The sequence below is a fragment of the Marinobacterium jannaschii DSM 6295 genome, from assembly GCF_000620085.1.
Lineage (GTDB): Bacteria > Pseudomonadota > Gammaproteobacteria > Pseudomonadales > Balneatricaceae > Pontibacterium > Pontibacterium jannaschii.
In genome coordinates this window covers 109,254-130,733 of record NZ_JHVJ01000017.1, presented here as the reverse complement: position 1 = coordinate 130,733, position 21,480 = coordinate 109,254, and the positions used below count along the sequence as shown (strand labels likewise).

General features: G+C 57.0%; 21 protein-coding genes and 1 other RNA gene. 11 read left to right on the top strand and 11 right to left on the bottom strand.

Going from position 1 to position 21,480, the window contains the following annotated elements; all coding sequences use genetic code 11:
- Nucleotides 1–2: 2 nt before the first annotated feature.
- The 4 genes from Q354_RS0110005 to hemC are packed head-to-tail and all read right to left on the bottom strand — an operon-like array spanning nt 3 to nt 4,195.
- Complete coding sequence (locus Q354_RS0110005) at nt 3–1,253, bottom strand: heme biosynthesis HemY N-terminal domain-containing protein (RefSeq protein WP_027857484.1); 1,251 nt, start codon at nt 1,251–1,253, stop codon at nt 3–5.
- A complete protein-coding gene (locus tag Q354_RS0110000) occupies nt 1,253–2,455 on the bottom strand; it encodes a uroporphyrinogen-III C-methyltransferase (RefSeq protein WP_027857483.1) in 1,203 nt (400 codons plus the stop codon). The genes Q354_RS0110005 and Q354_RS0110000 overlap by 1 nt, the downstream gene beginning before the upstream one ends.
- A gap of 20 nt (nt 2,456–2,475) precedes the next feature.
- Nucleotides 2,476–3,261, bottom strand: coding sequence for a uroporphyrinogen-III synthase (locus Q354_RS25290; protein ID WP_051560031.1), 786 nt, complete (start codon nt 3,259–3,261; stop codon nt 2,476–2,478).
- Nucleotides 3,254–4,195 carry a hydroxymethylbilane synthase gene (hemC, locus tag Q354_RS0109990; RefSeq protein ID WP_027857482.1) on the bottom strand — a complete coding sequence of 314 codons (942 nt, stop codon included), beginning with the start codon at nt 4,193–4,195 and terminating at the stop codon, nt 3,254–3,256. The genes Q354_RS25290 and hemC overlap by 8 nt, the downstream gene beginning before the upstream one ends.
- Nucleotides 4,196–4,350: 155 nt before the next feature.
- Between hemC and argH the strand changes: the two genes are divergently transcribed.
- On the top strand, nt 4,351–5,751 hold the full coding sequence (argH, locus tag Q354_RS0109985; RefSeq protein ID WP_027857481.1) for an argininosuccinate lyase: 1,401 nt from the start codon (nt 4,351–4,353) through the stop codon (nt 5,749–5,751).
- Nucleotides 5,752–5,857: 106 nt separating this feature from the next.
- Here the strand turns inward: argH and Q354_RS0109980 are convergent, their stop codons facing one another.
- The 5 genes from Q354_RS0109980 to Q354_RS0109960 form a co-directional block, all read right to left on the bottom strand.
- Nucleotides 5,858–6,370: a glycine cleavage system protein R gene (locus Q354_RS0109980; protein WP_027857480.1), complete on the bottom strand. Its 513-nt coding sequence runs from the start codon at nt 6,368–6,370 to the stop codon at nt 5,858–5,860.
- 738 nt (nt 6,371–7,108) lie between these two features.
- Nucleotides 7,109–7,699, bottom strand: coding sequence for a 5-formyltetrahydrofolate cyclo-ligase (locus Q354_RS0109970; protein WP_027857479.1), 591 nt, complete (start codon nt 7,697–7,699; stop codon nt 7,109–7,111).
- A gap of 14 nt (nt 7,700–7,713) precedes the next feature.
- A non-coding RNA gene (ssrS, locus tag Q354_RS27870) (6S RNA) lies at nt 7,714–7,893 on the bottom strand.
- Nucleotides 7,894–8,009: 116 nt separating this feature from the next.
- A complete protein-coding gene (locus Q354_RS0109965) occupies nt 8,010–8,336 on the bottom strand; it encodes a cell division protein ZapA (protein WP_027857478.1) in 327 nt (108 codons plus the stop codon).
- Complete coding sequence (locus tag Q354_RS0109960; protein WP_027857477.1) at nt 8,333–8,542, bottom strand: TIGR02449 family protein; 210 nt, start codon at nt 8,540–8,542, stop codon at nt 8,333–8,335. Before Q354_RS0109960 ends, Q354_RS0109965 begins: the two co-directional genes overlap by 4 nt.
- A gap of 203 nt (nt 8,543–8,745) precedes the next feature.
- On the opposite strand from Q354_RS0109960, the gene Q354_RS0109955 reads away from it, so the two are divergent.
- The 8 genes from Q354_RS0109955 to Q354_RS0109920 all read left to right on the top strand — a co-directional run bounded on the left by Q354_RS0109955 (nt 8,746) and on the right by Q354_RS0109920 (nt 16,944).
- Nucleotides 8,746–9,348, top strand: a complete 603-nt coding sequence (locus Q354_RS0109955) for a UPF0149 family protein (protein WP_027857476.1) — start codon at nt 8,746–8,748, stop codon at nt 9,346–9,348.
- Nucleotides 9,348–10,679, top strand: coding sequence for a Xaa-Pro aminopeptidase (gene pepP / locus Q354_RS0109950; RefSeq protein WP_036229289.1), 1,332 nt, complete (start codon nt 9,348–9,350; stop codon nt 10,677–10,679). The genes Q354_RS0109955 and pepP overlap by 1 nt, the downstream gene beginning before the upstream one ends.
- On the top strand, nt 10,676–11,923 hold the full coding sequence (gene ubiH, locus Q354_RS0109945) for a 2-octaprenyl-6-methoxyphenyl hydroxylase (protein ID WP_027857474.1): 1,248 nt from the start codon (nt 10,676–10,678) through the stop codon (nt 11,921–11,923). The genes pepP and ubiH overlap by 4 nt, the downstream gene beginning before the upstream one ends.
- 10 nt (nt 11,924–11,933) lie before the next feature.
- Nucleotides 11,934–13,199: an FAD-dependent monooxygenase gene (locus Q354_RS0109940; RefSeq protein ID WP_027857473.1), complete on the top strand. Its 1,266-nt coding sequence runs from the start codon at nt 11,934–11,936 to the stop codon at nt 13,197–13,199.
- A 331-nt stretch (nt 13,200–13,530) separates the two neighbouring features.
- Nucleotides 13,531–13,923 (top strand): glycine cleavage system protein GcvH, encoded by a 393-nt coding sequence (gene gcvH, locus Q354_RS0109935; RefSeq protein ID WP_027857472.1) that lies wholly within the window; start codon nt 13,531–13,533, stop codon nt 13,921–13,923.
- 239 nt (nt 13,924–14,162) lie between these two features.
- Nucleotides 14,163–15,359: a class I SAM-dependent rRNA methyltransferase gene (locus Q354_RS0109930; RefSeq protein WP_027857471.1), complete on the top strand. Its 1,197-nt coding sequence runs from the start codon at nt 14,163–14,165 to the stop codon at nt 15,357–15,359.
- 11 nt (nt 15,360–15,370) lie between these two features.
- Nucleotides 15,371–16,408: an NADP(H)-dependent aldo-keto reductase gene (locus Q354_RS0109925; RefSeq protein ID WP_027857470.1), complete on the top strand. Its 1,038-nt coding sequence runs from the start codon at nt 15,371–15,373 to the stop codon at nt 16,406–16,408.
- Nucleotides 16,409–16,536: 128 nt separating this feature from the next.
- Nucleotides 16,537–16,944: a CBS domain-containing protein gene (locus Q354_RS0109920; protein WP_027857469.1), complete on the top strand. Its 408-nt coding sequence runs from the start codon at nt 16,537–16,539 to the stop codon at nt 16,942–16,944.
- Between the two features lie 93 nt (nt 16,945–17,037).
- On the opposite strand, the gene Q354_RS0109915 is transcribed toward Q354_RS0109920, so the two are convergent.
- A complete protein-coding gene (locus Q354_RS0109915; RefSeq protein WP_027857468.1) occupies nt 17,038–17,691 on the bottom strand; it encodes a histidinol-phosphatase in 654 nt (217 codons plus the stop codon).
- 157 nt (nt 17,692–17,848) lie between these two features.
- Between Q354_RS0109915 and Q354_RS0109910 the strand changes: the two genes are divergently transcribed.
- A complete protein-coding gene (locus Q354_RS0109910) occupies nt 17,849–18,340 on the top strand; it encodes an RNA pyrophosphohydrolase (RefSeq protein WP_027857467.1) in 492 nt (163 codons plus the stop codon).
- 19 nt (nt 18,341–18,359) lie between these two features.
- Nucleotides 18,360–20,627, top strand: coding sequence for a phosphoenolpyruvate--protein phosphotransferase (ptsP, locus tag Q354_RS0109905; protein ID WP_027857466.1), 2,268 nt, complete (start codon nt 18,360–18,362; stop codon nt 20,625–20,627).
- Here ptsP and Q354_RS25285 read toward each other — a convergent pair.
- Nucleotides 20,602–21,420 carry an NRDE family protein gene (locus tag Q354_RS25285; RefSeq protein WP_084332534.1) on the bottom strand — a complete coding sequence of 273 codons (819 nt, stop codon included), beginning with the start codon at nt 21,418–21,420 and terminating at the stop codon, nt 20,602–20,604. The genes ptsP and Q354_RS25285 overlap by 26 nt on opposite strands.
- Between the last annotated feature and the right edge of the window lie 60 nt (nt 21,421–21,480).

Sequence of the window (21,480 nt, the reverse complement as noted above, 5' to 3'; positions counted from 1 at the left end):
TATCAGGAGGTGGCGGCCGCCTCTGGCATTGGCAGTTCCGGCAAGCCTCCGGCCACCAGAGTCAGGTTGCTCTGCAGTAGTTGCTCAACCCGACGCTCTTCGCCCATATGGCGCAGTAAGCGTGTCAGTTCGGCCAGGTTTTCGGCGCGTGGCTCGATCTGGAAACTCTCCTCAAAGTATTTTACCGCCTGTCCCCAGTGTTGGTTACGCAGTGACAGGCGACCCAGGGTCAGCATCAGGTCGGCGCTGTCCGGGTTTTTCTTCGCCCAGCTGCGGGCCTGATCCAGCTGCTTGGCCGGGTCTTCAGAGGCGATGCGGCCGTAGAGGTTCACCAGGCTGTCGTTCCACTGCTGCTTGATCAGCTCACGCAGGGTTTGCTCGGCCTGATTCTCTCCACCCAGTTCCAGTAGCAGGTCGGTGTAGCGGTTGACCAGGGTGCCATCTTCCAGCGCTGCCTTTGGCGTTGCACTCCAGGCCTGGGTCAGGGCTTTGATGCGATCGCTGTCTTCCGTTTCGACCGGCAGGGCTTCAACACTGCTTTCGATGCGACGCAGGTGGCTGGTATGTTCCAGCTGGGCGATCTCATCGGCAGGCAGGGCATTCACCTTCTTCAGCTCAGGCAGCAGGCGGGATACCGCTTCCCAGTCCCCAAGGCGGATCTGTACGTCTTTCAGCAGTTTCAGGATAACGCTGTTTTTCGGTGCCAGCTGGCGCAGTTTCAGCAGGTTAGCCAGGCACGGCTCCAGTTCGCCGCGCGACAGCTGAATCTGAGACTGGACGATACCGACCGCAACTTCAGCCTCAGGTGTGGTCTCACGTGCCTGTTGCAGCAGATAGTCGGACTGCTGGCCCTGGCCCTGCTCATGGGCGGCCTGGGCCGCTGCAAGGTAGTTCACCAGGGGCAGTTCGGAGCGTTCGGCCGCCTGGCTCAGCAGCTTCTGAGCTTTCGGCCAGTTACCTTCGGACAGTGCCATCAGACCTTTCAGGGTCTTACGCTGAGCGATAACCTGGTGACGGTCGTCGCTCCAGTCTTTCAGCACACTGGTTGGCAGGCGGAAGCGGAAGAACAGGTTAACCAGCCAGTGCAGCAGGACGAAACCGATGGCAGTAACCACCAGCAGTACCCAGAGACTGGTCTCCAGTGTGGATTCGTTATAGGCCAGCAGGACATAACCCGGGTCCTGCACCATTTTTTCGCCGATCCATGCACCGGCGACCAGCATGATCAGCAGAAACAGGAACAGTTTTTTCATCAGGCTGCTCCCTCTTCCTTCAGTTTGGTCATACGCTGCAGGTAGTCCTTGTGCGTATTCAGGGAACCGGAAATGTCTGGCATCTCTGGATTGACGTTAATCTGCTTCAGCTCACCGATACCGCGCAGCAGGGCCTGGGTGGTGGCGTCCTTAGCTTCGAAGTAAGTGCCAATCCAGCCTTCGGCTTTCTCCAGGCTGCCGGTGTAGGAGCCTTGCTTGCGCTGCAACAGGGCCAGCTGGGCTTCTTCCAGCATCAGATGCAGATTCTGCTGCAGGTAGTAAGTCTGTTCAGGGGAGAGCAGCGGTTTTACCGGTTCGTCGCGATGGTTGATCACGATCAGCTGGTTAAACTTGTCCACCGCTTTGCCCCAGGAGGCTTTCAGGTCTGCACCCAGTGAGGCTTCGACCGCTTCCGGAGTAATCTCCTGCAGCAACTCCGGCAGCTCGCGTTGTTCTGTCAGCGGGATCAGGCGCAGATTCTCAACCTGATTGTTGAGGGCGCTCAGCTGCAGGAACAGGCCTTCTGTATCCAGCCGCGGTGTCGCTTCCAGTGCTGCGATATCGGCTGCCAGTGCTTTGCGTACTTCATAGATTGAGACATCATCAGTCTCTTTCAGGATCTTGTCGGCTGATTTCAGCAGTGCCAGGGCGCCTTCAGGGGTCTGTTCCATCAGCACGCGCTGGTTAGCCAGGCGCAGCAGGTATTCCACTTCGGCCATCAGCCAGTCTTTGCGGGTATTCTGCTGGCGGGCACTGATCTGCTGTACTGCCAGGGTGACGCGCTGCTGCAGAGCTTCTACGTTCTGGCGGTCGTTACCGGCTGCTGACTGCAGCTGGCCCAGCTTCTGGTTCATGCTGGCCAGTGAGCTGTCGATACTGCCGCGGGCATCGGTGATCGAGCCTTCGACACGGCTTTTAATAGAGGCTTCCAGCGCCTGGCTGGCGGCATTCTGCTGCATGGACAACCAGTACAGGTAGCCTGATGCACCCAGGGCCGCGATGGACAGCACCAGTGCGACCTTTCCAGGCCAGGTTGCAGGCTGCTTATCGGCTGCCTGGCTGGCGACGGGCTGAGACGTGGAGGAAGAAGTGTCCTTAGTGTCGTCACCGGACTCAGGTTGATCGTTTTCAATCACCTCAGCTTCAATGATTTCGGCATCCTGTGTCTGCTCGTCCTGGAGTTTCTTATCTTTATCGCTCATGTATCGACTTCCGCATAATTTTAAGGCAACAGCGCGTCCGTCATTGACTGGTCGTCAGGACCCGCCGCTGTTTTAATTCGGGTAAAGCCCGCAGTTTTTGCCAGCTGCTCTATTCGTTTGCTGGGCACCACTAACTGGCAGGCAAGCAGTGGCGCCGTATCAAACTGTCTGTTACTTCCCGCAGCTATACTCAGCAGATTCTCAAGTGCATTGCCACTCGTAATAATAACTGCGTCAGGCACCGGGTCATAAAGTGTACTACTGACGGCGTCGTCGCAATAGGGGGGAGGGCAACGTTGATAGAGTTCTGCGTAATCTACCTTAGCGCCACGGGCTGAAAGTTCCTCTGCCAGCTTCTCCCGGCCTCCGATACCGCGCACGATCAAGATGCGCTCACCTGCAATCTGTTGCAGAGGTGCGGCATTTAACAGTGCTTCTGAATCGTACCCGAACGGGTTTGGGCAGGCATCTATACCATAGTCACTTAATGTAGCAGCTGTCTTCTGCCCGACCGCCAGAAAATTAACTCCCAGCGGCAGCTGCGGCCAGTAGTCATCAATCCAGCTGGCGCCGAAGCGGGCTGCGTTGGCGCTGACAAAGATAACGCTGTGATAGAGATCCAGGTCCAGCATACAGGACTTGGCGGGCTGGAACTGTGGCGCGGCTGTATCAATCGGCCGGATCTCCAGCAATGGAAAGGCTACAGCGTCGGCACCCAGCTGTTGCAGCCGCTGCAGCTGGCCGTGCGCCTGATGAGGCGGACGGGTGACGAGCACCCGCTTACCGCCCAGCATCTGCTTACTCATCGCCCTGGCTGTAAACTTCTTTCAGGATTACATCGGCACCGTCGGCCAGCAGTCGCTCGGCGACCTCAATGCCGATCTGTTCGCCGTCCTGCGGTTTACCGCGCTGCTCATCCCGCAGGATCTCTGTGCCATCCGGGCGGGCGACCAGGCCGCGCAGATAAAGCTCTGAATTATCTTCATTCAGGGTGGCATAGCAGGCGATCGGAACCTGACAGCCGCCTTCCAGGCGACGGTTCATAGCGCGCTCAGCCTTTACCCGCCAGGCGGTTTCCTGATGATGCAGTGGCTGCAGCAGTGCGATCAGTTCAGCGTCGTCGCTACGGCACTCGATACCCACGGCGCCCTGGCCGCCCGCGGGAAGGCTGTCCTCAGGGGTGATCTCGTGGGTGATGCGCTCGTCCAGTTTCAGGCGTAGCAGGCCGGCCGTAGCCAGGATGATGGCGTCATAGTCGCCGTTATCCAGTTTGCCGAGGCGGGTCTGAACGTTGCCGCGCAGCCATTTGATCTGCAGGTCGGGACGACGCTCACGCAGCTGGGCCTCACGGCGCAGGGAGGAGGTGCCGACAACAGCACCGGCCGGAAGGTCGTCAAAGTGTTTGTAGTTGTTTGATACGAAAGCGTCGGTGGGACGTTCGCGCGGACAGATCACGGCCAGTCCCAGTCCGGCCGGAAACTCCATCGGTACGTCTTTCATCGAGTGCACGGCGATATCGGCACGGTTTTCCAGCATCGCGGTTTCCAGTTCTTTCACGAACAGGCCTTTACCGCCCACCTTGGCCAGCGGAGTGTCGAGGATCTTGTCGCCGCGGGATACCATCGGTACCAGTTCGACATTCAGTCCGGGATGGTGCTTTTCCAGCTCGGCTTTGACGTATTCGGCTTGCCACAATGCCAGCAGGCTCTTGCGGGTCGCAATGCGGATAGTTCGACTCATGATGGAATCCTTCAGGCCCGATGGGCAACAACGGTAAATTTTCGGTCTGGCGGCGATTGTAGCAGATCGAAGGAGGGGCGATAAAAAGGGAGCGTGATATAATGCGCGCAAATTGATTTCACGCAGCCAGTAGCTGTCTCAGTTGAGGTTATCCGATGAGTGACAAGACCAACCAGCAATGGGGTGGCCGTTTCAGCGAGCCAACCGATGCTTTCGTAGCCCGTTTTACCGCATCCGTAGAGTTTGATCAGCGCATGTACCTGCAGGATATCCGCGGGTCTATTGCTCACGCCAAAATGCTGGCCAAGGTTGGCGTGCTGACCGACGCTGAGCGCGACGATATCCTGCGTGGTCTGGAAGAGATCCGTATTGAGATCGAACGGGGTGAGTTCGAATGGTCGGTTGCACTGGAAGATGTGCATATGAACATTGAAGCGGCGCTGACCAAGAAAATCGGTATCACCGGTAAGAAACTGCATACTGGCCGTTCCCGTAACGATCAGGTGGCGACCGATATCCGTCTTTACCTGCGTGATGAGATCGATCTGGTACTGTCCGAAATTACCCGCCTGCAGCAGGGCCTGCTGACGGTTGCAGAACGCGAAGCTGATACAATTATGCCGGGCTTCACCCACCTGCAGACTGCGCAGCCGGTGACTTTTGGTCATCACCTGATGGCCTGGTTTGAGATGCTGAGCCGTGACTACGGCCGTTTCGAAGACTGCCGCGAACGTGCCAATGTGATGCCGCTGGGTGCTGCCGCCCTGGCGGGTACCACTTACCCGATCGAGCGTGATGTAACCTGCGAGCTGCTGGGCTTCAATGCGCCGGCTGAGAACTCCCTGGATGCGGTTTCCGACCGTGACTTCGCAATCGAGTTCTGTGCCGCTTCCAGCATCCTGCTGATGCATATGACCCGAATGTCTGAAGAGCTGGTGCTGTGGACTTCGGCCCAGTTCGACTTTATCGACCTGCCAGACCGCTTCTGCACCGGCTCTTCTATTATGCCGCAGAAGAAGAACCCGGATGTGCCTGAGCTGGTCCGTGGCAAGTCCGGCCGTGTCTATGGTCACCTGATGAGCCTGCTGACCCTGATGAAGTCGCAGCCACTGGCGTACAACAAGGATAACCAGGAAGACAAAGAGCCGCTGTTCGACGCGATCGACACCGTTAAAGGCTGCCTGCGTGCCTTTGCCGATATGGTTCCGGCGCTGGAAGCGAAGAAAGAGAGTATGCGTGAAGCTGCACTGCGTGGTTTCTCCACTGCTACCGACCTGGCAGATTACCTGGTGCGTAAGGGTATGCCATTCCGTGATGCCCATGAGGTCGTGGGTAAGTCCGTAGCCTACGGTATCGAGCAGAGCAAAGACCTGGGTGAGATGACACTGGAAGAGCTGGCTCAGTTCTCCGACACCATCGAGCAGGATGTATTTGAAGTGCTGACGCTGGAAGGGTCTGTTGCCGCCCGTGATCATATTGGCGGTACAGCACCGGATCAGGTGCGTGCGGCGGTGAAACGTGGTGCCGCCAGACTGGCCCAGCGCGACGTCGAATAAGTGACAAAGCGGCAAGCTCTAAGTCTGCCGCGCTAAGCAAAAGCCCCCGTTACCTTGGTAACGGGGGCTTTTTACTTTTTACTGCTTGAGGCTTTGGGCTTTCAGCTTAGTTCAGCGTGATATCGACCATCAGATCGTTGGCGATCGCTTCCAGGTCTTCCTGCAGGGCGTTGAGGTCGGTTGCAGGATCGGCGGACAGTTCTGCCTCAGCCTTGAACAGCAGTTCGGCAGACATTGAGCCGGATACCACTTCGGTATTCAGTCTTTCTACATTGACTTTACGCTTTGCCAGAGCCTGGGAGATATCGCGGACGATGCCCGGCTTATCATGGCCAACCAGCTCCAGGGTAAAGGTTTTGCGCGCCGCTTCGCTGCTGTCGGCAGTTTTCTCTACGGTGATTTTCAGGCCTTGTCCATCCAGCTCCTGCAGTGCTGCACTGAGCTGATCTGCTTTATCTGTTGGAACCTGTGCAATCAGAATGCCGGCAAACTTGCCAGCAAGGCGGGACATGCCAGATTCCAGCCAATTGCCCTGATGGTCGCTGATGGTCTGTGCCAGCATCTCGACCAGACCCGGCTTGTCCGGGCCAATCACGGTCAATACCAGAGATGTCATCATGGTAAACTCCTGTTTTTACTGAGGGATGGGCCGTTGTCCCCTGCGACCCGGGATTAGCTATAAATTCACTATAACACTCTGTTGCCAATAGTCAGCAGCCACGGGGCGATTTTTGTTGCCACGGTGGATGCGGCTTTGCACAGCCTGCTGAGCACATTGCCGGCTGCCTCAAACGGGTGCTGTTTTTTATCCTTCTTTAACTGTTCAGTGTGGCTGAATCCTGAAGGCCTAATACCTCTGGCTTGAATCTGCCGCCTGGCGTGGAACCTTGTTTTTGAAAACTGTCGCTAATGTCCGACATATTGCAGCGATCTGGTCGGTCATTTTTTATTGTTTTCTACGGAAATCGCGTTTTTTTCTAAATTTGTCAGCAAAGTTGTCGATAAAAATAGTGAAAAGAGAATATTGTGGCTTGAAAAAAAGTCTCAATCTGGAAGAATACGCTGCTAGGCAAAACTGCCGTTTGAATTTGTTTTAGCAGTTCTCAGGAAGCTGGGCTTAAAAATGAAAAAAGGACCCGATCTGGTCATGGTGCTGGTTGTTGTTTTTGTTGTTGGCACTTTAATGACAGGTGTATCGCACGCAGACTTTCAATTCGCGGCGATGGTTGATCAGGTAATGCACAGGGGCTGAATGCTCCGGTCATTACCTGAGACACGAGCAATACAGGCTGTTACTGCTCCCGCACTGCGGTGAATCGGCCTGTATTGCAACAAGTTTTACCGGCATCAGTAAAGCTTACTTGCCGTAATAGGATTTCATATCCGTTACGATGCCGGTCAGTGGAATATCCCAGCTGGCAACGGCTAATTTATCTACGCGCTGTAATTCGTGCGCCATTCCTAAAAGACGTGGTCCCCAATTTGCCCCCAGTCGGGTTTTAAAAGCAAAGGTCCGGTCATAGTAACCCCCGCCCATCCCCATTCTGTTGCCGTCGGCATCAAAAGCTACCAGAGGCAGTAAAACCAGATCCAGGGCCCAGATAGGTTGTTTAGGCTCGCCAAGTACCACTGGTTCGGGAATTTTATAGATGTTTTTTACCAGGCGGGTTTTGGCGCTATAAGGCACAAACCAGAGGCTGTTGTGTTTAACCGGGTGCAGGACAGGCAGATAAGTTTTCTTTCCCAGTTGCCAGCAGAGTCTGATCAGTGGCTGAAGGTCGATTTCGCCATCATTGGGCAGGTAAACTGCAATATGCTGTGCGTTGAGGAAAGCGGGAAGCTTGCGCAGTTGTTTGCATAGGCGGTTAGCTGCCTGACGTTGCTGCAGTGGTGTCAGCGCGCGGCGTTTGCTTCGGATGGAGCGGCGGAGTGCTTGTCGGGTATCCATAAGCCTGAATCGAAGGGCTTCCCGGGGTGCCGATGTTGATAATGGCCCTGAACCCGAAGGTTCAAGGTGGCGGCTTCTGAGATACCTTAGGCTTTCCGTCAAGCGGACATGCGCATCAATATCAGCGAGAAACCCCCAAGGGTATGATTATCGGCTCAAGGGACGTAATCAACTGGCGAACACCCCAGGAAGTGATTTCTATTATACCTATTTGGCAGTCTCTGTCAGGTCTTGTATTTCCTGTGGAATCTGCTAGGCCATAAATGTAACAGTATGTTTTTTATACGCTTTCTGTGTTTATGAAATATATTCAATCCGACCCTTCGGTGTCTTTTTGCGCCTTGCCGCCTGACTGCAGGGCACGGTCTATTTTAGCCCCGAGTTTGCGTAGCCTGTCCTCGACATCGTTGCGGTCCTGGCGACGCATGCTGATCAGCTCGTGAGATATATTCAGCGCTGCCATAACGGCTATACGCTCCAGTCCGACCAGTTTTCCGTGGCGCCGGATCTCCCGCATCTTCTCATCGAGGTAATCGGCTGAAGCCAGCAGTTCTGCTTCTGCACCGTCGGGGCAGCTGACGGTGTATTCTTTATCCAGCAGTCTGACTTCGACGGTGCGCTGCTCCGGTTGACTCATGCGTTTTGCTCCAGTGCTTTGAGTCGCGAAATCATGGCCTCAACCTTGCGTTTGGTTTGCTCGTTGAGTTGAACCAGGCGTGCGCGCTCTTCTGTCAGTTGGCTTTCCCTGTTCCGCAGGTGGCGGTTTTCCTGCTCGAGCTGCTTACAGTGCTCCAGCAACTGATCTATCTTATGTTCCAGTGCGTTAAAATAATGTTCGCTCATTTTTACTCGTTCCCACATCTGAGTCGGACTATAGACAGCCCCGGATTAGCGGTCAATCGAATGACGGTTACTCCGGCCGGTGTCATGCAGGCCGGGATTGTCGGTGCTCTGATGGGTCTTATTCGGCGCCGCTACAGATGCTAGGATAGGCGCTATTGTTTTTAACTACCCACGTCTCTATTTTCGCGAGTTGTCTAAATTAAATGAGCTCTGATAATCCCCAACAGCCCCATGTTAAACCGGACTTCGACCAGTTGGCTAATATGCTTGTCGAAGAGGGCGTTTTTGTTGTCTCTCCATCGGAACTGCATGGCCTGCTTTGCGGGCAGCTGGCGGCCGGTGCCCGACTGGAACCGCTGACCATGCTGCAATCCGTCTGCGAGCTGACAGATATCAACGCGCTGGAACAGGAAAACAGTAAAGTGGCGCTGATTCAGCTTTATAAGGTCTCTGAGACCGAACTGGAATCGGCTGAACTCGGCTTCGAGTTGCTGATGCCGGAAGAGGATGAAAGTTCTCTGGCGCAGCTGGCCGAGGCGCTGGGATGCTGGTGTCAGGGATTCCTCGCCGGGTTTGGTCTCTATAGCAAGCAGACAGATAAGAGCATCAGTGCCGATATCAGTGAAACCCTGCGTGACCTGGCTGAGGTGGCGCAGATTTCGCTGGATATCGATGATGATGAAGACAGTGCTTCCGATCTGATGGAGGTACAGGAGTACGTGCGCATGGCGGCGCTGATGGTATTTGCGGAGTTTAATACCGCACCGGATGCAGCTCAAAACGGACCTGAGGACAGATTGCACTGATGATTAACAAGATTCCGGCGGCTGAGTTTGCCGCACGTCGACAGCGGTTGCTGATGCAGCTGCCAGAGGGGAGTGCGGTGTTGTTGCCGGGAGCTCAGATGCAACCGCGTAACAGGGATGTTGATTACCCGTTCCGTCAGGACAGCGATTTCTATTATCTGACCGGTTTCGATGAGCCGGATGCGGTGTTGTTACTGATTCGTGGCGAAGACTCGAATCAGTACCTGATGTTTTGTCAGGACCGGGACCCGGAGATGGAGATCTGGCACGGTTACCGCACCGGTCCGGAGGGACTGGTGGAGCGCTACGGTGTCGACCGTGCCTGGCCGGTCGAGCAGATCGATGAAATCCTGCCGACCCTGATCGATGGCCAGCAGCGACTCTATTTCAGTATCGGTGATGATGAGGCGTTTGATGGCCGCATGCTGGACTGGCTGAATACCCTGAAAGGGCGTGCCCGCCAGGGCGCAAAGGCACCGACCGAGATGCACCAGCTGAACGAGATCCTGCATGAAATGCGGCTGTTTAAATCGCCTCATGAGCAGCAGATCATGCGCCGTGCCGGGGAGCTGTCGGCGCAGGCACATATCCGCGCTATGCAGGCATGCCGGCCGGGCCTGTATGAATATCAGCTGGAAGCGGAGATTATGCACAGCTTCGCCAGTGAAGGCTGTCGCCAGCCGGCATATCCCTCCATCGTCGGGGGCGGGGAGAATGCCTGTGTGCTGCACTACACTGAAAACCGGGACCTGCTGGTGGATGGCGACCTGGTTCTGATCGACGCCGGTATCGAGCTGGATTACTTTGCCGGAGATATCACCCGCACCTTCCCGGTTGGGGGTGTCTTCGGTGCCGAACAGCGCGCCCTGTACCAGTTGGTGCTGGATGCACAGCAGGCCTGTATTGAGGCGACGGTACCCGGCGCCCGCTTTAATGATATTCATGAGCTTTCGGTGAAGATCCTCACCCGGGGGCTGGTAGAGCTGGGCTTGCTGAACGGTGATGTGGAGCACCTGATTGCTGAAGGTGCCTACCGGGAGTTCTATATGCACCGGGTGAGTCACTGGCTGGGGATGGATGTACACGATGTGGGTGAATATCAGAAGGATGGCCTGAGCCGTCCATTGGAGCCCGGAATGGTCTTGACCATTGAACCCGGACTCTACGTATCCCCCTTTAATGAGAATGTGGAGGCCCGTTGGCGAGGTATCGGTATCAGGATCGAGGACGATGTTCTGGTTACGGCCGAAGGCGCCGAGGTGCTGACCGCATCGGTGCCGAAGCAGATCGCTGATATCGAGGCACTTATGGCTGCGGCACAGAGTCGATGAAATCACATTACGATATTCTGATTATCGGTGGTGGCATGGCGGGGGCTAGTCTGGCCTGCGCCCTGTTGCCAGCCAGTCAGTCGCTTGGGCTGAAAATCGCCGTGGTTGAGGCACATCCTTTACCGGAAGGCGGCCAGCTCAGGTATCAGCCCAGCTATGACTCCCGCGCCACGGCGCTGGCCTATGGCAGTCGTTCTATCTATGAGTTAATGGGCATCTGGGACACCCTGCAGACCCATCTGAGCCCCATCAGGCAGATTCATGTATCCGACAAAGGGCATTTTGGCGTGACCCGCCTGAGTGCCGAGCAGGAGCAGGTTTCGGCCCTGGGCTACGTGGTGGAAAACCATTGGCTGGGGCGGGTATTGCTGGATCGCCTGCAGCAGGATGATGCCGCCAATATCGACTTTCTCTGTCCGGCAGAAGTAACCGCTGTTGAGCCGGCGGCAGAGCAGATGGATGTCGGCCTGAAGATCGATGGCGAGTCAAGGCAGCTGAGCGCCGAGCTGGTGGTGATGGCTGATGGCGGGCGCAGCAAGCTACGTGAGCGGATGGGGATCGGCTACCAGCAGCAAACCTATGACCAGCATGCCGTGGTTGCCAATATCAGTCCTGACCGCTTCCATGGCGATGTCGCCTATGAACGCTTTACCGACACCGGGCCGATGGCGCTACTGCCGCTGGAAACCCTGCAGGGTGAGTATCGCTGCGGCCTGGTCTGGACAGTTCCTGATGCTGAGGTGGAAGAGGTGATGGCGCTGGATGATCAGGCGTTTCTGCAGCGGGTGCAGGAGCGCTTTGGCTATCGTGCCGGGCGCTTTATCCGGGCCGGGGAGCGTCATGCCTATCCATTGAAGCTGGTGCTGGCCCAGGAACAGGTGCGCCGTGGCCTGGTGGTGCTGGGGAATGCGGCCCACGCCCTGCATCCGATTGCCGGGCAGGGCTATAACCTGGCCCTGCGCGGCGTAGTGGCGCTGGCAGATCAGCTGATCGAGGCCCGCAAGGAGGGGCGCCTGCTGGGCGACCTGGAGATGTTGCAGGCATTTCATGCCCGTCAGAGCCAGGACCAACAGCGCACGATCGGCATGAGTGACCGTACTATGCGCCTGTTTTCCAATAGCAATCCGCTGCTGACCCTGGGGCGCGACCTGGGACTGCAGCTGCTGGATCTGTCGCCGACGGCCAAAACTGTCTTTGCCCGCAGTGCGATGGGGCTGGATATGCCTGCCCCGCGGCTGAAATAAGGAGCTGATCGTGAGTACAGAATTACAGCCGGATATCGTGATCGCCGGCGCCGGCATGGTCGGCGTAACACTGGCGAACGCGCTGGCAGAGACCGGCCGGCAGATTGTTGTGCTGGAACAGCGTGAAGGTGACGCCTCACAGCTGCCGGCGCAGGTCCGGGCGCAGCAGTCCGACGGATATGACAGCCGGGTCAGTGCGCTGACCTGTGCTTCGCAGCAGATTCTGGTAGCGCTGGGTGCCTGGGAGCGGATGCAGCAATACCGTCTCAGCCCCTATACCGATATGGATGTATGGGATGGCGAAGGTACCGGTCATATCCATTTTGACAGCCGCGAACTGCATGAGAACTGCCTGGGTCATATCGTCGAAAACCGCGTGACCCTGGCTGCGCTGTATGAGGTGATGCTGACCCATCAGAATATCCAGCTGATCAGTGGCGTGAGTGTTACGGCGCTGTCTGAGGCTGAATCAGGACATCGCATTGTCAGCCTCAGTGATGGCCGGAAGCTGGAGGCGCCGCTGCTGGTGGCCGCTGATGGCGCTATGTCGCGTACCCGACAGCTGGCATCGTTGCCAATGTGGGAATGGGACTATGGTCATCACGCGCTGGTGACAACAGTAGAGACCGAACTGCCCCATCGGCAGACTGCCTGGCAGCGCTTTACCGAAGACGGGCCTCTGGCCTTCCTGCCGCTCAGCTCTGCTGATGGCCGGCATTACAGCTCTATTGTCTGGTCGACTTCGCCCATGCATGCAAAACAGCTGCAGTCGCTGGATGACGAAGCCTTCTGTCGCGCTCTGGAACTGGCCTTTGAACGTAAGCTGGGCTCGGTATTATGGAGCGATCAGCGCCAGCTGTTTCCGTTGCGCCAGCGTCACGCCAAGTACTATGTTAAAGAGGGCTTTGCCGCGATTGGTGATGCCGCCCATACCATCCATCCGCTGGCAGGGCAGGGGGTTAATCTCGGCTTGCTGGACGCGGCAGCCCTGGCCGATACGCTGTGTGATGCTGCCGCCCGGATGGAGGGCTGGGGAGATCTGCGGGTGTTGCGCCGTTTCCAGCGCAGCCGCCGCAGCGATAACCTGCAGATGTCGGCCGCGATGGAAGGTTTCAAGCGCCTGTTTAACCAGCAGGCCCCGGCAATCCGGCTGGCACGTAATCTGGGAATGAACCTGCTTGATCAGCTGGCACCGGTGAAGAATCACCTGGTGATGGATGCGATGGGATTACGTGGCAACCTGCCGCCGCTGGCAAAGCGCCCAGTGGCCCGCTGATCAACTGGCCGAGTCCGTGACAACGGATCTCTAACGAAAACGGAGTGAATAACTCCGCTTGCCACGGCAAAGGACGCTGTGGTGCGTGGTGGCTTAAGCGCCAGCCACGCCTTGTTATGGAAGGCTGGCTGCACAGGCAGCATGAAGTAAGCTAAACGCTGTGGGAATAGCCACCTATATGGTGTAGATTTTTGCAGCGGCGGCTATCGCCGGCGGTGGTAGTCCGCGCAGTGACGGTGACGCCGGAGGAGATATGCAGTAGCTGTTTTCCTGCTGGCACACCGGTACGGCAACAGGGTCTTTTCTTAACGCGAAGGGGTAGGAAGCGGATATGAGTGACATCCCATCTGAACTGAAATATGTCTCCAGTCATGAGTGGATTCGTGCTGAGGATGACGGCACTGTAACAATTGGCATTACCGATCACGCCCAGGAGCTGCTGGGTGATGTGGTATTTGTGGAGCTGCCGGAAGTGGGTGCAGAGATCGCGACAGGTGAAGAGACTGGCGTGGTGGAGTCTGTAAAAGCGGCATCGGATGTCTATGCACCGGTTACCGGGGCTGTGGTAGCCATCAACGAAGCGCTGGAAGATGAGCCTGATCTGGCCAATTCAGATCCTTACGGAGATGGCTGGTTCTATCGTGTGAAGCTGTCAGATACGGCTGAACTGGAAACGCTGCTGGATGCCGACGCCTATGCCGAGGTTTGCGAGTCAGAAGCCTGATCTGACCGCCAGCCTGCTATGGCTGTTGCCAGGCTGAGACAAGCGCTCCGGTGATCCCGGGGCGCTTTTTGCTTTCTGCTGTAAACTATTGCAGCAAATTATCTGCAACTGCAGGTAGAATAGTACGACTCCCTCTTGCCCTGGCGACAGCTACGGGGCAAGCATCCAGACCGGTCTGTCACCGGACGATCAGAATCAAATTTAGTATCCGCAGCGGCGGAAAAGGCGAAACAATACCCATGGCTTTGCAAACTCTCAGACTGAATCCCGGCGCAGACCGCCGACTGCGTGGCGGACACCTGTGGATCTACAGTAATGAAGTAAACACCAAACTGACACCGCTGAAAGGCTTTAGCGCCGGCGAGCAGGTGGTGGTGGAAAATGACAAGGGAAAGCCGCTGGGTATCGCCTACATCAACCCGAATACGCTGATCTGCGGCCGCCTGGTCAGCCGTAACACCCAGCATATGCTGGATCGGTCATTGCTGGTGCATCGCCTGAAGATAGCCCTGTCCCTGCGCGAGGCTAACTTTTCTGCGCCCTGCTACCGTCTGGTGTTTGGCGACAGTGATGACCTGCCGGGGTTGGTGATCGACCGCTTCTATGACATCTTCGTGGTGCAGGTCTCCACGGCCGGGATGGAAGCGATGCTGACCGAGATTCTTGAGGCGATTAATAAGGTGTTTACGCCGAAAGCGATCCTGCTGCGCAACGATGGCAAGATGCGTGATATGGAAGGCCTGGAGACCTATGTCGAGGTGGCACAGGGCGATATCCCCGATCTCTGCCCGCTGGAGGAGAACGGCGTTTCCCTGCTGGCTCCACTGCAGCGCGGCCAGAAGACCGGCTGGTTCTATGACCACCGTGAAAACCGTGCCCGTATGCAGCAGCTGGTGGGCGGTAAGCGGGTGCTGGACCTGTTCAGCTATGTCGGTGGCTGGGGGACTCAGGCGCTGGCGGCTGGGGCAGAGCATGTCAGCTGTGTCGATGCGTCTCACTACGCGCTGGAAGTGGCGGAGGAGAATGCCCGGATCAATGCGGCAGAAGACCGCTTTGAAGGCCTGCATGGCGATGCCTTTGAGATCTGTAAGAACCTGATCGATGAGCGCCAGCGTTTTGATGTGATTGTGCTGGACCCGCCGGCCTTCATCCAGAAACGTAAAGACGTGAAAAACGGTGAGCGTGCTTACGCGCGGATGAATAACTTTGCTATGCGCCTGCTGAATAAAGGCGGCGTGCTGGTCTCGGCGTCCTGCTCGATGCATCTGGAAAACCAGCGTCTGGTGGATATTATCCGCTCTAACAGCCGCGAGCTGGACCGTACTGCCCAGATTTTTGCCCAGGGCCATCAGGGTGCGGACCACCCGGTACATCCGGCGATCCCTGAAACTGAATACCTGAAAGCCTACTTTGTGCGCATACTGGCCGTTAGCTAAGGAGCGATCGCATGCAATACCGCCCGCTGGGACAATCCGGACTGAGTGTCAGTGAGCTTTGCCTCGGCACTATGACCTTTGGTCAGCAGAATAGTGAACGTGAAGCCTTCGAGCAGATGGATTATGCCTGCGCGCAGGGAATTAATTTCCTGGATACCGCCGAGATGTATCCGGTGCCGACCACGGCTGATACCCAGGGGCGGACCGAAGAGATTATCGGGAACTGGCTGCAGTCACGCGGCGGCCGGGAACGGATAGTGCTTGCGACTAAGGCGGCCGGGCCGGCAGAGATGACCCGCTATCTGCGCCCGGATGTGCATTTCGACCGGGACAACCTGCGGGCCGCGGTGACTGCGTCGCTGCAGCGTTTAAAGACCGATTATATCGATCTCTACCAGCTGCACTGGCCGGACCGCAAGACCACCTATTTCGGTCAGCTGGGTTACAGCCACCAGCCGGAGCAGGACGGGACGCCGCTGCTGGAGACCCTGCAGGTGCTGGCCGAGCTGGTGCAGGAGGGACTGATCCGCCATATTGGCCTCTCCAACGAAACCCCCTGGGGGTTGATGAAGTGCCTGCAGCTGGCTGAGCAGCACGGGCTGCCACGGGTGGCGACGGTACAGAACCCTTACAGCCTGCTTAACCGCAGTACGGAGCTGGCGCTGTCCGAAGCCTTATTACGGGAAGAGGTGGCGTTGATGGCCTACTCACCGATGGCCTTTGGCGTGCTTTCCGGCAAGTATCTCAATGGTGCCCGGCCGGAAGGTTCCCGTCTGGCGCTGTTTCCCCACTATCAGCGTTACCTCAGCGATAAGGGACAGCAGGCGACGGCGCGTTATGTTGAGCTGGCCCATGCGCATGGTCTCGATCCGGCCCAGATGGCGCTGGCGTTCGTTACCAGCCGGGACTTTGTTGGTAGCAATATCATCGGGGCTACCAGCATGGCACAGCTGCAGAGCAATATTGAGTCCTGTCAGCTACGGTTATCACCGGCGCTGCTGGAGGCGATTGAGGCGATCCACCTGGATCAGCCCAATCCCTGTCCCTGATGCGGCCGTCTCTCTGGGCGGCTAAGGCTGTTTATAGTCTGAAGTTATATTCTTTATAGCCAGATCACATTGGTTTTATTGCTCTCCTGTCTGCCAAACTGAAGGTGAGATAAGAAGAGGATAAGCCCATGTATCTGGTTAATGAGATGATCCATCCGGTTATAACCCCGTTGCGGCCAGAGATGAACCTGTCTCAGGCAGTAGATCTGATTCTCGACGCTGATATGACGGGACTGCCGGTGGTGGATGATCATCTGCATGTTGTTGGATTTCTTTCGGAGCATGACTGTATCCCCTTTCTGATTAAAGGCAGTTATCACTGTGACAGCCGGGCGCTGGTGGCGGATATGATGCATAAGCAGCCGCTGACCGTCTCGCCGGGCGACAGTATTATCGATCTGGCACAGATGATGATGGGGGCTAAGCCAAAGGTTTACCCTGTTATCCGGGAAGGGGTGTTACTGGGAGTGATTACCCGCGGGCATATTATGCGCGAGCTGAATCATGCTCTGAAAACCTGTAAAACCGTAGCCTGAGTGAGGACGATCATGCCTGTATGATCTGTCAGGGCAGAAAAAAGCCGCAACGGTGTTTTCCGTTGCGGCTTTTTTGTTGCGGCAGCTGAAGGTTTAACGCAGGTCCAGTACCGGCCAGCCGTGCTCCCTGGCATGGGCATCCAGCGCTTCATCCGGGTTAACGGCGACCGGATGCTCCACTTTCAGCAGCAGCGGCAGGTCGTTACGTGAATCGCTGTAAAAGTAGCTGTCCTCCAGGCTGTGGCCATGCTCTGCCAGCCAGCTGTTGAGGCGTTCAACCTTGCCGTCCTGGAAGCAGGGAGTACCCGCGACCTTGCCGCTGTACTGGCCATCGACCACCTCCGGTTCGGTCGCCAGGACATCGTCGACCCCCAGCGCTTCACAGATCGGGCCGGTGACAAAGCGGTTGGTGGCGGTAATGATCAGCAGGAAGTCGCCCTGATCGCGGTGTTGCTGCAGCAGGGCCTGTGCCTTTGGCAGCATCATATCGGCCACTACGGTCGCCATAAATTCACTGTGCAGTGCCTGCAGCTGTGTCATATCGAGCTGCGCCAGCGGTTTCAGGGCAAATTCGAGAAACTCGAAAATATCCAGCGAGGCCTGTTTGTACTGCTGATAGAAGTAATCGTTAGCGCGACGGTACTCTTCGCTGTCGACGATACCCTTCTGGCAGAGAAACTCTCCCCAGGCATGATCGCTGTCGCCGTTCAGCAGTGTGTTGTCCAGATCAAAGATAGCTAAGCGCAAAGCCGCTCTCCTGCATACCGTTAATGATGTGGCCCAATATAGATAGCTGCTACCCGCAATGCAATCGGCGACCGCGCCGGGTTTGTTACAAGCAGTAATTTGCCGAGTTAGAAAAAAGTATGGAACAATAGCCTGAAAGCTTATTGGGATTTTTGATGTGATCGATTCAGATGGGTTCAGACCGAATGTCGGTATCATTCTGGCTAACTCGCTGGGTCAGGTTCTTTGGGCAAAGCGGATCGGTCAGGATGCCTGGCAGTTTCCGCAAGGGGGCATAAACGACGACGAAACTCCTGAAGAGGCGATGTATCGTGAACTGCAGGAAGAGGTCGGCCTGACCAGGGATGACGTAGAGATACTGGCCGTAACACGCGGCTGGCTGCGTTACCGCTTACCCAAACGCATGATCCGGCGTCATTCGCTACCGGTATGTGTGGGACAAAAGCAGAAGTGGTATTTGCTGCGGATGCTGAAAAATGATGAAGCCGTATCCTTTAACCATTCGGATACGCCCGAGTTTGATGGCTGGCGCTGGGTCAGCTATTGGTATCCGCTGGGACAGGTGGTGGCATTCAAGCGCGAAGTCTACCGTAAGGCGATGCGCGAGTTATCGCCTAAACTGACACGTGCAATAGTGCTCAATAATTAGAAAAAGGAGATAGTCGCTAATGCTGGATGTTTTACGCAAGATCGTGCAGGAGGTAAGTACGGCTCCGGACCTGGAGTCGGTGCTTGATCTGATCGTACGACGCATTCAGCGGGCGATGCGTACCGACATGTGCTCGGTCTATCTCTATGACAGCCCCCGCGAACGTTATGTCCTGGCGGCTACCCAGGGCCTGAACAAGGCGGCTGTGGGGCACGCCGGGCTGGCGTCGTCCGAGGGACTGATCGGTATGGTCGGCAAGCGTGCCGAGCCGATCAACCTTGAAAACGCCTCCAACCACCCGAAGTTTGTGCTGCTGGAAAATACCGGTGAGGAGCAGTTCCACGCCTTCCTCGGTGTGCCGGTGATCCATCATCGTGAAGTCGTGGGCGTGCTGGTGGTCCAACAGCAGGAGAAACGCCGTTTCGATGAGAGCGAAGAGGCTTTTCTGGTCACCCTGTCGGCCCAGCTGGCCGGTGTTATTGCCCATGCGGAAGCCACCGGGCTGCTGAAAGGGCAGGATGAAGGCGGTGACCTGGAGAGCCGGTTCGACGGTATTGCCGGTTCACCCGGGGTCGCGATCGGCACGGTAGTGGTAATCGCGCCGCCGGCAGATCTGGATGCGGTGCCGGATAAGGTGGCGCGGGATATCGATCAGGAGATCGAGCGTTTCGAGGCTGCTCTGGCCTCGGTGCGGCGCGATATCAAGGTAGTGGGCCGTACCCTGGCACAGCGCCTGCGCTCCGAGGAGCAGGCGCTGTTTGATGTCTACCTGCGGATGCTGGATGACAATGCTCTGGCCGGGGAGGTGGTTGAACAGATAAAGGCCGGTAACTGGGCCCAGGGCGCGTTGCGACAGGTGGTGAGTGAACATGTCAGACAGTTCTCGCTGATGGATGATCCCTATCTGCGTGAGCGTGCCAGCGATATCCGCGATCTCGGCCGCCGGGTGCTGGCGCATATGCAGGAGTCCGGCCCGGTCGACGTGGAATTTCCCGAGCAGACCATTCTGGTGGCGGAGGAAGTGACACCGGCGATGCTGGGTGAAGTGCCCTGTGAGCGGCTGGTAGGGCTGGTCTCGGTACACGGCTCGGGCAACTCCCATTCTGCCATTCTCGCCCGGTCGATGGGTATTCCCACGGTCATGGGGGCGCTGGATCTGCCGGCGACCCGGATCGATGGCCGCGAAGTGATCGTCGATGGTCATTCCGGGCGCATCTATGTCAGTCCCGGTGAAGATCTGCGCAGTGGCTACCAGGATATTATCCGCGGTGAGCAGGAGATGGCGGCAGAGCTGGGCACGTTGAAAGATCTGCCGGCCGAAACCACCGATGGTTACCGTATGCCATTGTGGGTAAATACCGGCCTGGTAGCGGATGTGGCGCGCTCGCTGGAGCGTGGCGCTGAGGGAATCGGGCTGTACCGGACCGAAGTACCCTTTATGATCCGCGACTTCTTCCCCAGTGAGCATGAACAGTACCTCACCTATCGCCGCCAGCTGGAGGCGTTCTATCCGCGTCCGGTGACGATGCGTACCCTGGATATCGGCGGTGACAAGGCCTTACCCTATTTCCCGATTGAGGAGGAGAACCCGTTCCTGGGCTGGCGTGGTATCCGTGTAACGCTGGACCATCCGGAGATCTTCCTGGTGCAGGTGCGGGCGATGCTGCGCGCCAATGAAGGCTTCGGCAACCTGCGTATCATGCTACCGATGGTGACCAGCGTGCATGAAGTGGATGAGGCTAATCGCCAGATCGATCGAGCCCTGCAGGAGTTGCTGGACGAGGGGCATGAGATCGAGCGTCCGGAGGTCGGTGTGATGGTGGAGGTGCCGGCCGCGATCTACCAGGTGCGCCGCTTTGCCCGCCGGGTCGGTTTTATCTCGGTAGGCTCCAATGACCTGACCCAGTACCTGCTGGCGGTCGACCGCAATAACCCGCGCGTGGCCAACCTCTACGTCTCTTACCATCCGGCGATGCTGCGAGCGCTGGCCTTTATTGCCAAAGAGGCGCACAAGGAAAATGTACCGGTTTCGATCTGTGGTGAGATGGCGGCTGATCCGGCCGGGGCCTTGCTGCTGATGGCGATGGGCTACGATGTGTTGTCGATGAATGCGACCAACCTGCCGAAGATCAAGTCGGCGATCCGCATGGTCAGCCTGGAGCAGGCTAACCGTCTGCTGGCGACCGTGATGGCGATGGACGATGCCGATGCGATTCAGAACCTGTTGCAGCAACGCCTGAACGAACTGGGTATGTCACAGTTTAACCGCCCAGTAATGCCGGACTGAGGTTGCTCTGGTCACACAGTGTGTCCGAGCCCAGGGTAAAGCCCTGAAGTTCTATTGCGCTGCGCCCGGCGCTGCCGCTGGCATCAAAACGTTGCTCGATAAAACGGACCTGACCGCTGCTGCTCTGGGTGACCAGGCTGCTGGCACGGGTGCCGTAATTTTCCAGACGAATAAAGCAGGCTGACAGGCTGCGCTCCCACGGCAGACTGATACCGGTATCGGGCAGCAGCTGATCGGCAAAGGTCTGTTCGTTGCGCATCATCTGCAGCAGCTGATCTTCCTCAAGCGCCCCGTGCGCTATCGCCTCTCCCAGCCGCTGTTTGAGTTGTTGCAGCTTAGGCCAGGGGGTATCCAGCAATGCATTGCTCATCCCGTAAATTCCAGGTTCAAGCTTGCGGTAACCCGGGGTCCGGTTGCTGCAATACCAAAGTCCCTGGCTGTCACCCAGCAGCAGATTAAAACCGCCATACTGGTCAAACTCTGCCTGGTGGCGCTGGATCCAGTCTTCGGCTGGCAGCGCCGAGCAGAGGAAGGATCGCGTCAGGTCGCCCCGGGAGCGCTTATCCTGTTCCCGCTGTCCATTCCTGAAATTGGTGACCGCCGCCAGCCGTCCCTGCCGCGACAGGCCGAGCCAGGTACCTCCCTGTTGCAGATCCCTGCCTGCGAGCAATTGAGGATGATCCTCCCAGTACTGCAGATGGGCGGTTGGCCGGTCATAGAACTCATCCCGGTTAGCCAGCAGGACCAGGGGATAATCGGGGTGTAGCTGCCAGGCAAGGCTGATCAAACACATCGTTTCGTTTCCATCGTTTATAAGGAAAGCTAATATAGTTAGCCTAATTTCATAACTTCG

Excerpts from the sequence above, each read along its gene's own strand:
- Q354_RS0110005 (WP_027857484.1), bottom strand. The coding sequence starts at position 1,253 with ATGAAAAAACTGTTCCTGTTTCTGCTGATCATGCTGGTCGCCGGTGCA.
- Q354_RS0110000 (WP_027857483.1), bottom strand. The coding sequence starts at position 2,455 with ATGAGCGATAAAGATAAGAAACTCCAGGACGAGCAGACACAGGATGCC.
- Q354_RS25290 (WP_051560031.1), bottom strand. The coding sequence starts at position 3,261 with ATGAGTAAGCAGATGCTGGGCGGTAAGCGGGTGCTCGTCACCCGTCCG.
- hemC (WP_027857482.1), bottom strand. The coding sequence starts at position 4,195 with ATGAGTCGAACTATCCGCATTGCGACCCGCAAGAGCCTGCTGGCATTG.
- argH (WP_027857481.1), top strand. The coding sequence starts at position 4,351 with ATGAGTGACAAGACCAACCAGCAATGGGGTGGCCGTTTCAGCGAGCCA.
- Q354_RS0109980 (WP_027857480.1), bottom strand. The coding sequence starts at position 6,370 with ATGATGACATCTCTGGTATTGACCGTGATTGGCCCGGACAAGCCGGGT.
- Q354_RS0109970 (WP_027857479.1), bottom strand. The coding sequence starts at position 7,699 with ATGGATACCCGACAAGCACTCCGCCGCTCCATCCGAAGCAAACGCCGC.
- Q354_RS0109965 (WP_027857478.1), bottom strand. The coding sequence starts at position 8,336 with ATGAGTCAACCGGAGCAGCGCACCGTCGAAGTCAGACTGCTGGATAAA.
- Q354_RS0109960 (WP_027857477.1), bottom strand. The coding sequence starts at position 8,542 with ATGAGCGAACATTATTTTAACGCACTGGAACATAAGATAGATCAGTTG.
- Q354_RS0109955 (WP_027857476.1), top strand. The coding sequence starts at position 8,746 with ATGAGCTCTGATAATCCCCAACAGCCCCATGTTAAACCGGACTTCGAC.
- pepP (WP_036229289.1), top strand. The coding sequence starts at position 9,348 with ATGATTAACAAGATTCCGGCGGCTGAGTTTGCCGCACGTCGACAGCGG.
- ubiH (WP_027857474.1), top strand. The coding sequence starts at position 10,676 with ATGAAATCACATTACGATATTCTGATTATCGGTGGTGGCATGGCGGGG.
- gcvH (WP_027857472.1), top strand. The coding sequence starts at position 13,531 with ATGAGTGACATCCCATCTGAACTGAAATATGTCTCCAGTCATGAGTGG.
- Q354_RS0109930 (WP_027857471.1), top strand. The coding sequence starts at position 14,163 with ATGGCTTTGCAAACTCTCAGACTGAATCCCGGCGCAGACCGCCGACTG.
- Q354_RS0109925 (WP_027857470.1), top strand. The coding sequence starts at position 15,371 with ATGCAATACCGCCCGCTGGGACAATCCGGACTGAGTGTCAGTGAGCTT.
- Q354_RS0109920 (WP_027857469.1), top strand. The coding sequence starts at position 16,537 with ATGTATCTGGTTAATGAGATGATCCATCCGGTTATAACCCCGTTGCGG.
- ptsP (WP_027857466.1), top strand. The coding sequence starts at position 18,360 with ATGCTGGATGTTTTACGCAAGATCGTGCAGGAGGTAAGTACGGCTCCG.
- Q354_RS25285 (WP_084332534.1), bottom strand. The coding sequence starts at position 21,420 with ATGTGTTTGATCAGCCTTGCCTGGCAGCTACACCCCGATTATCCCCTG.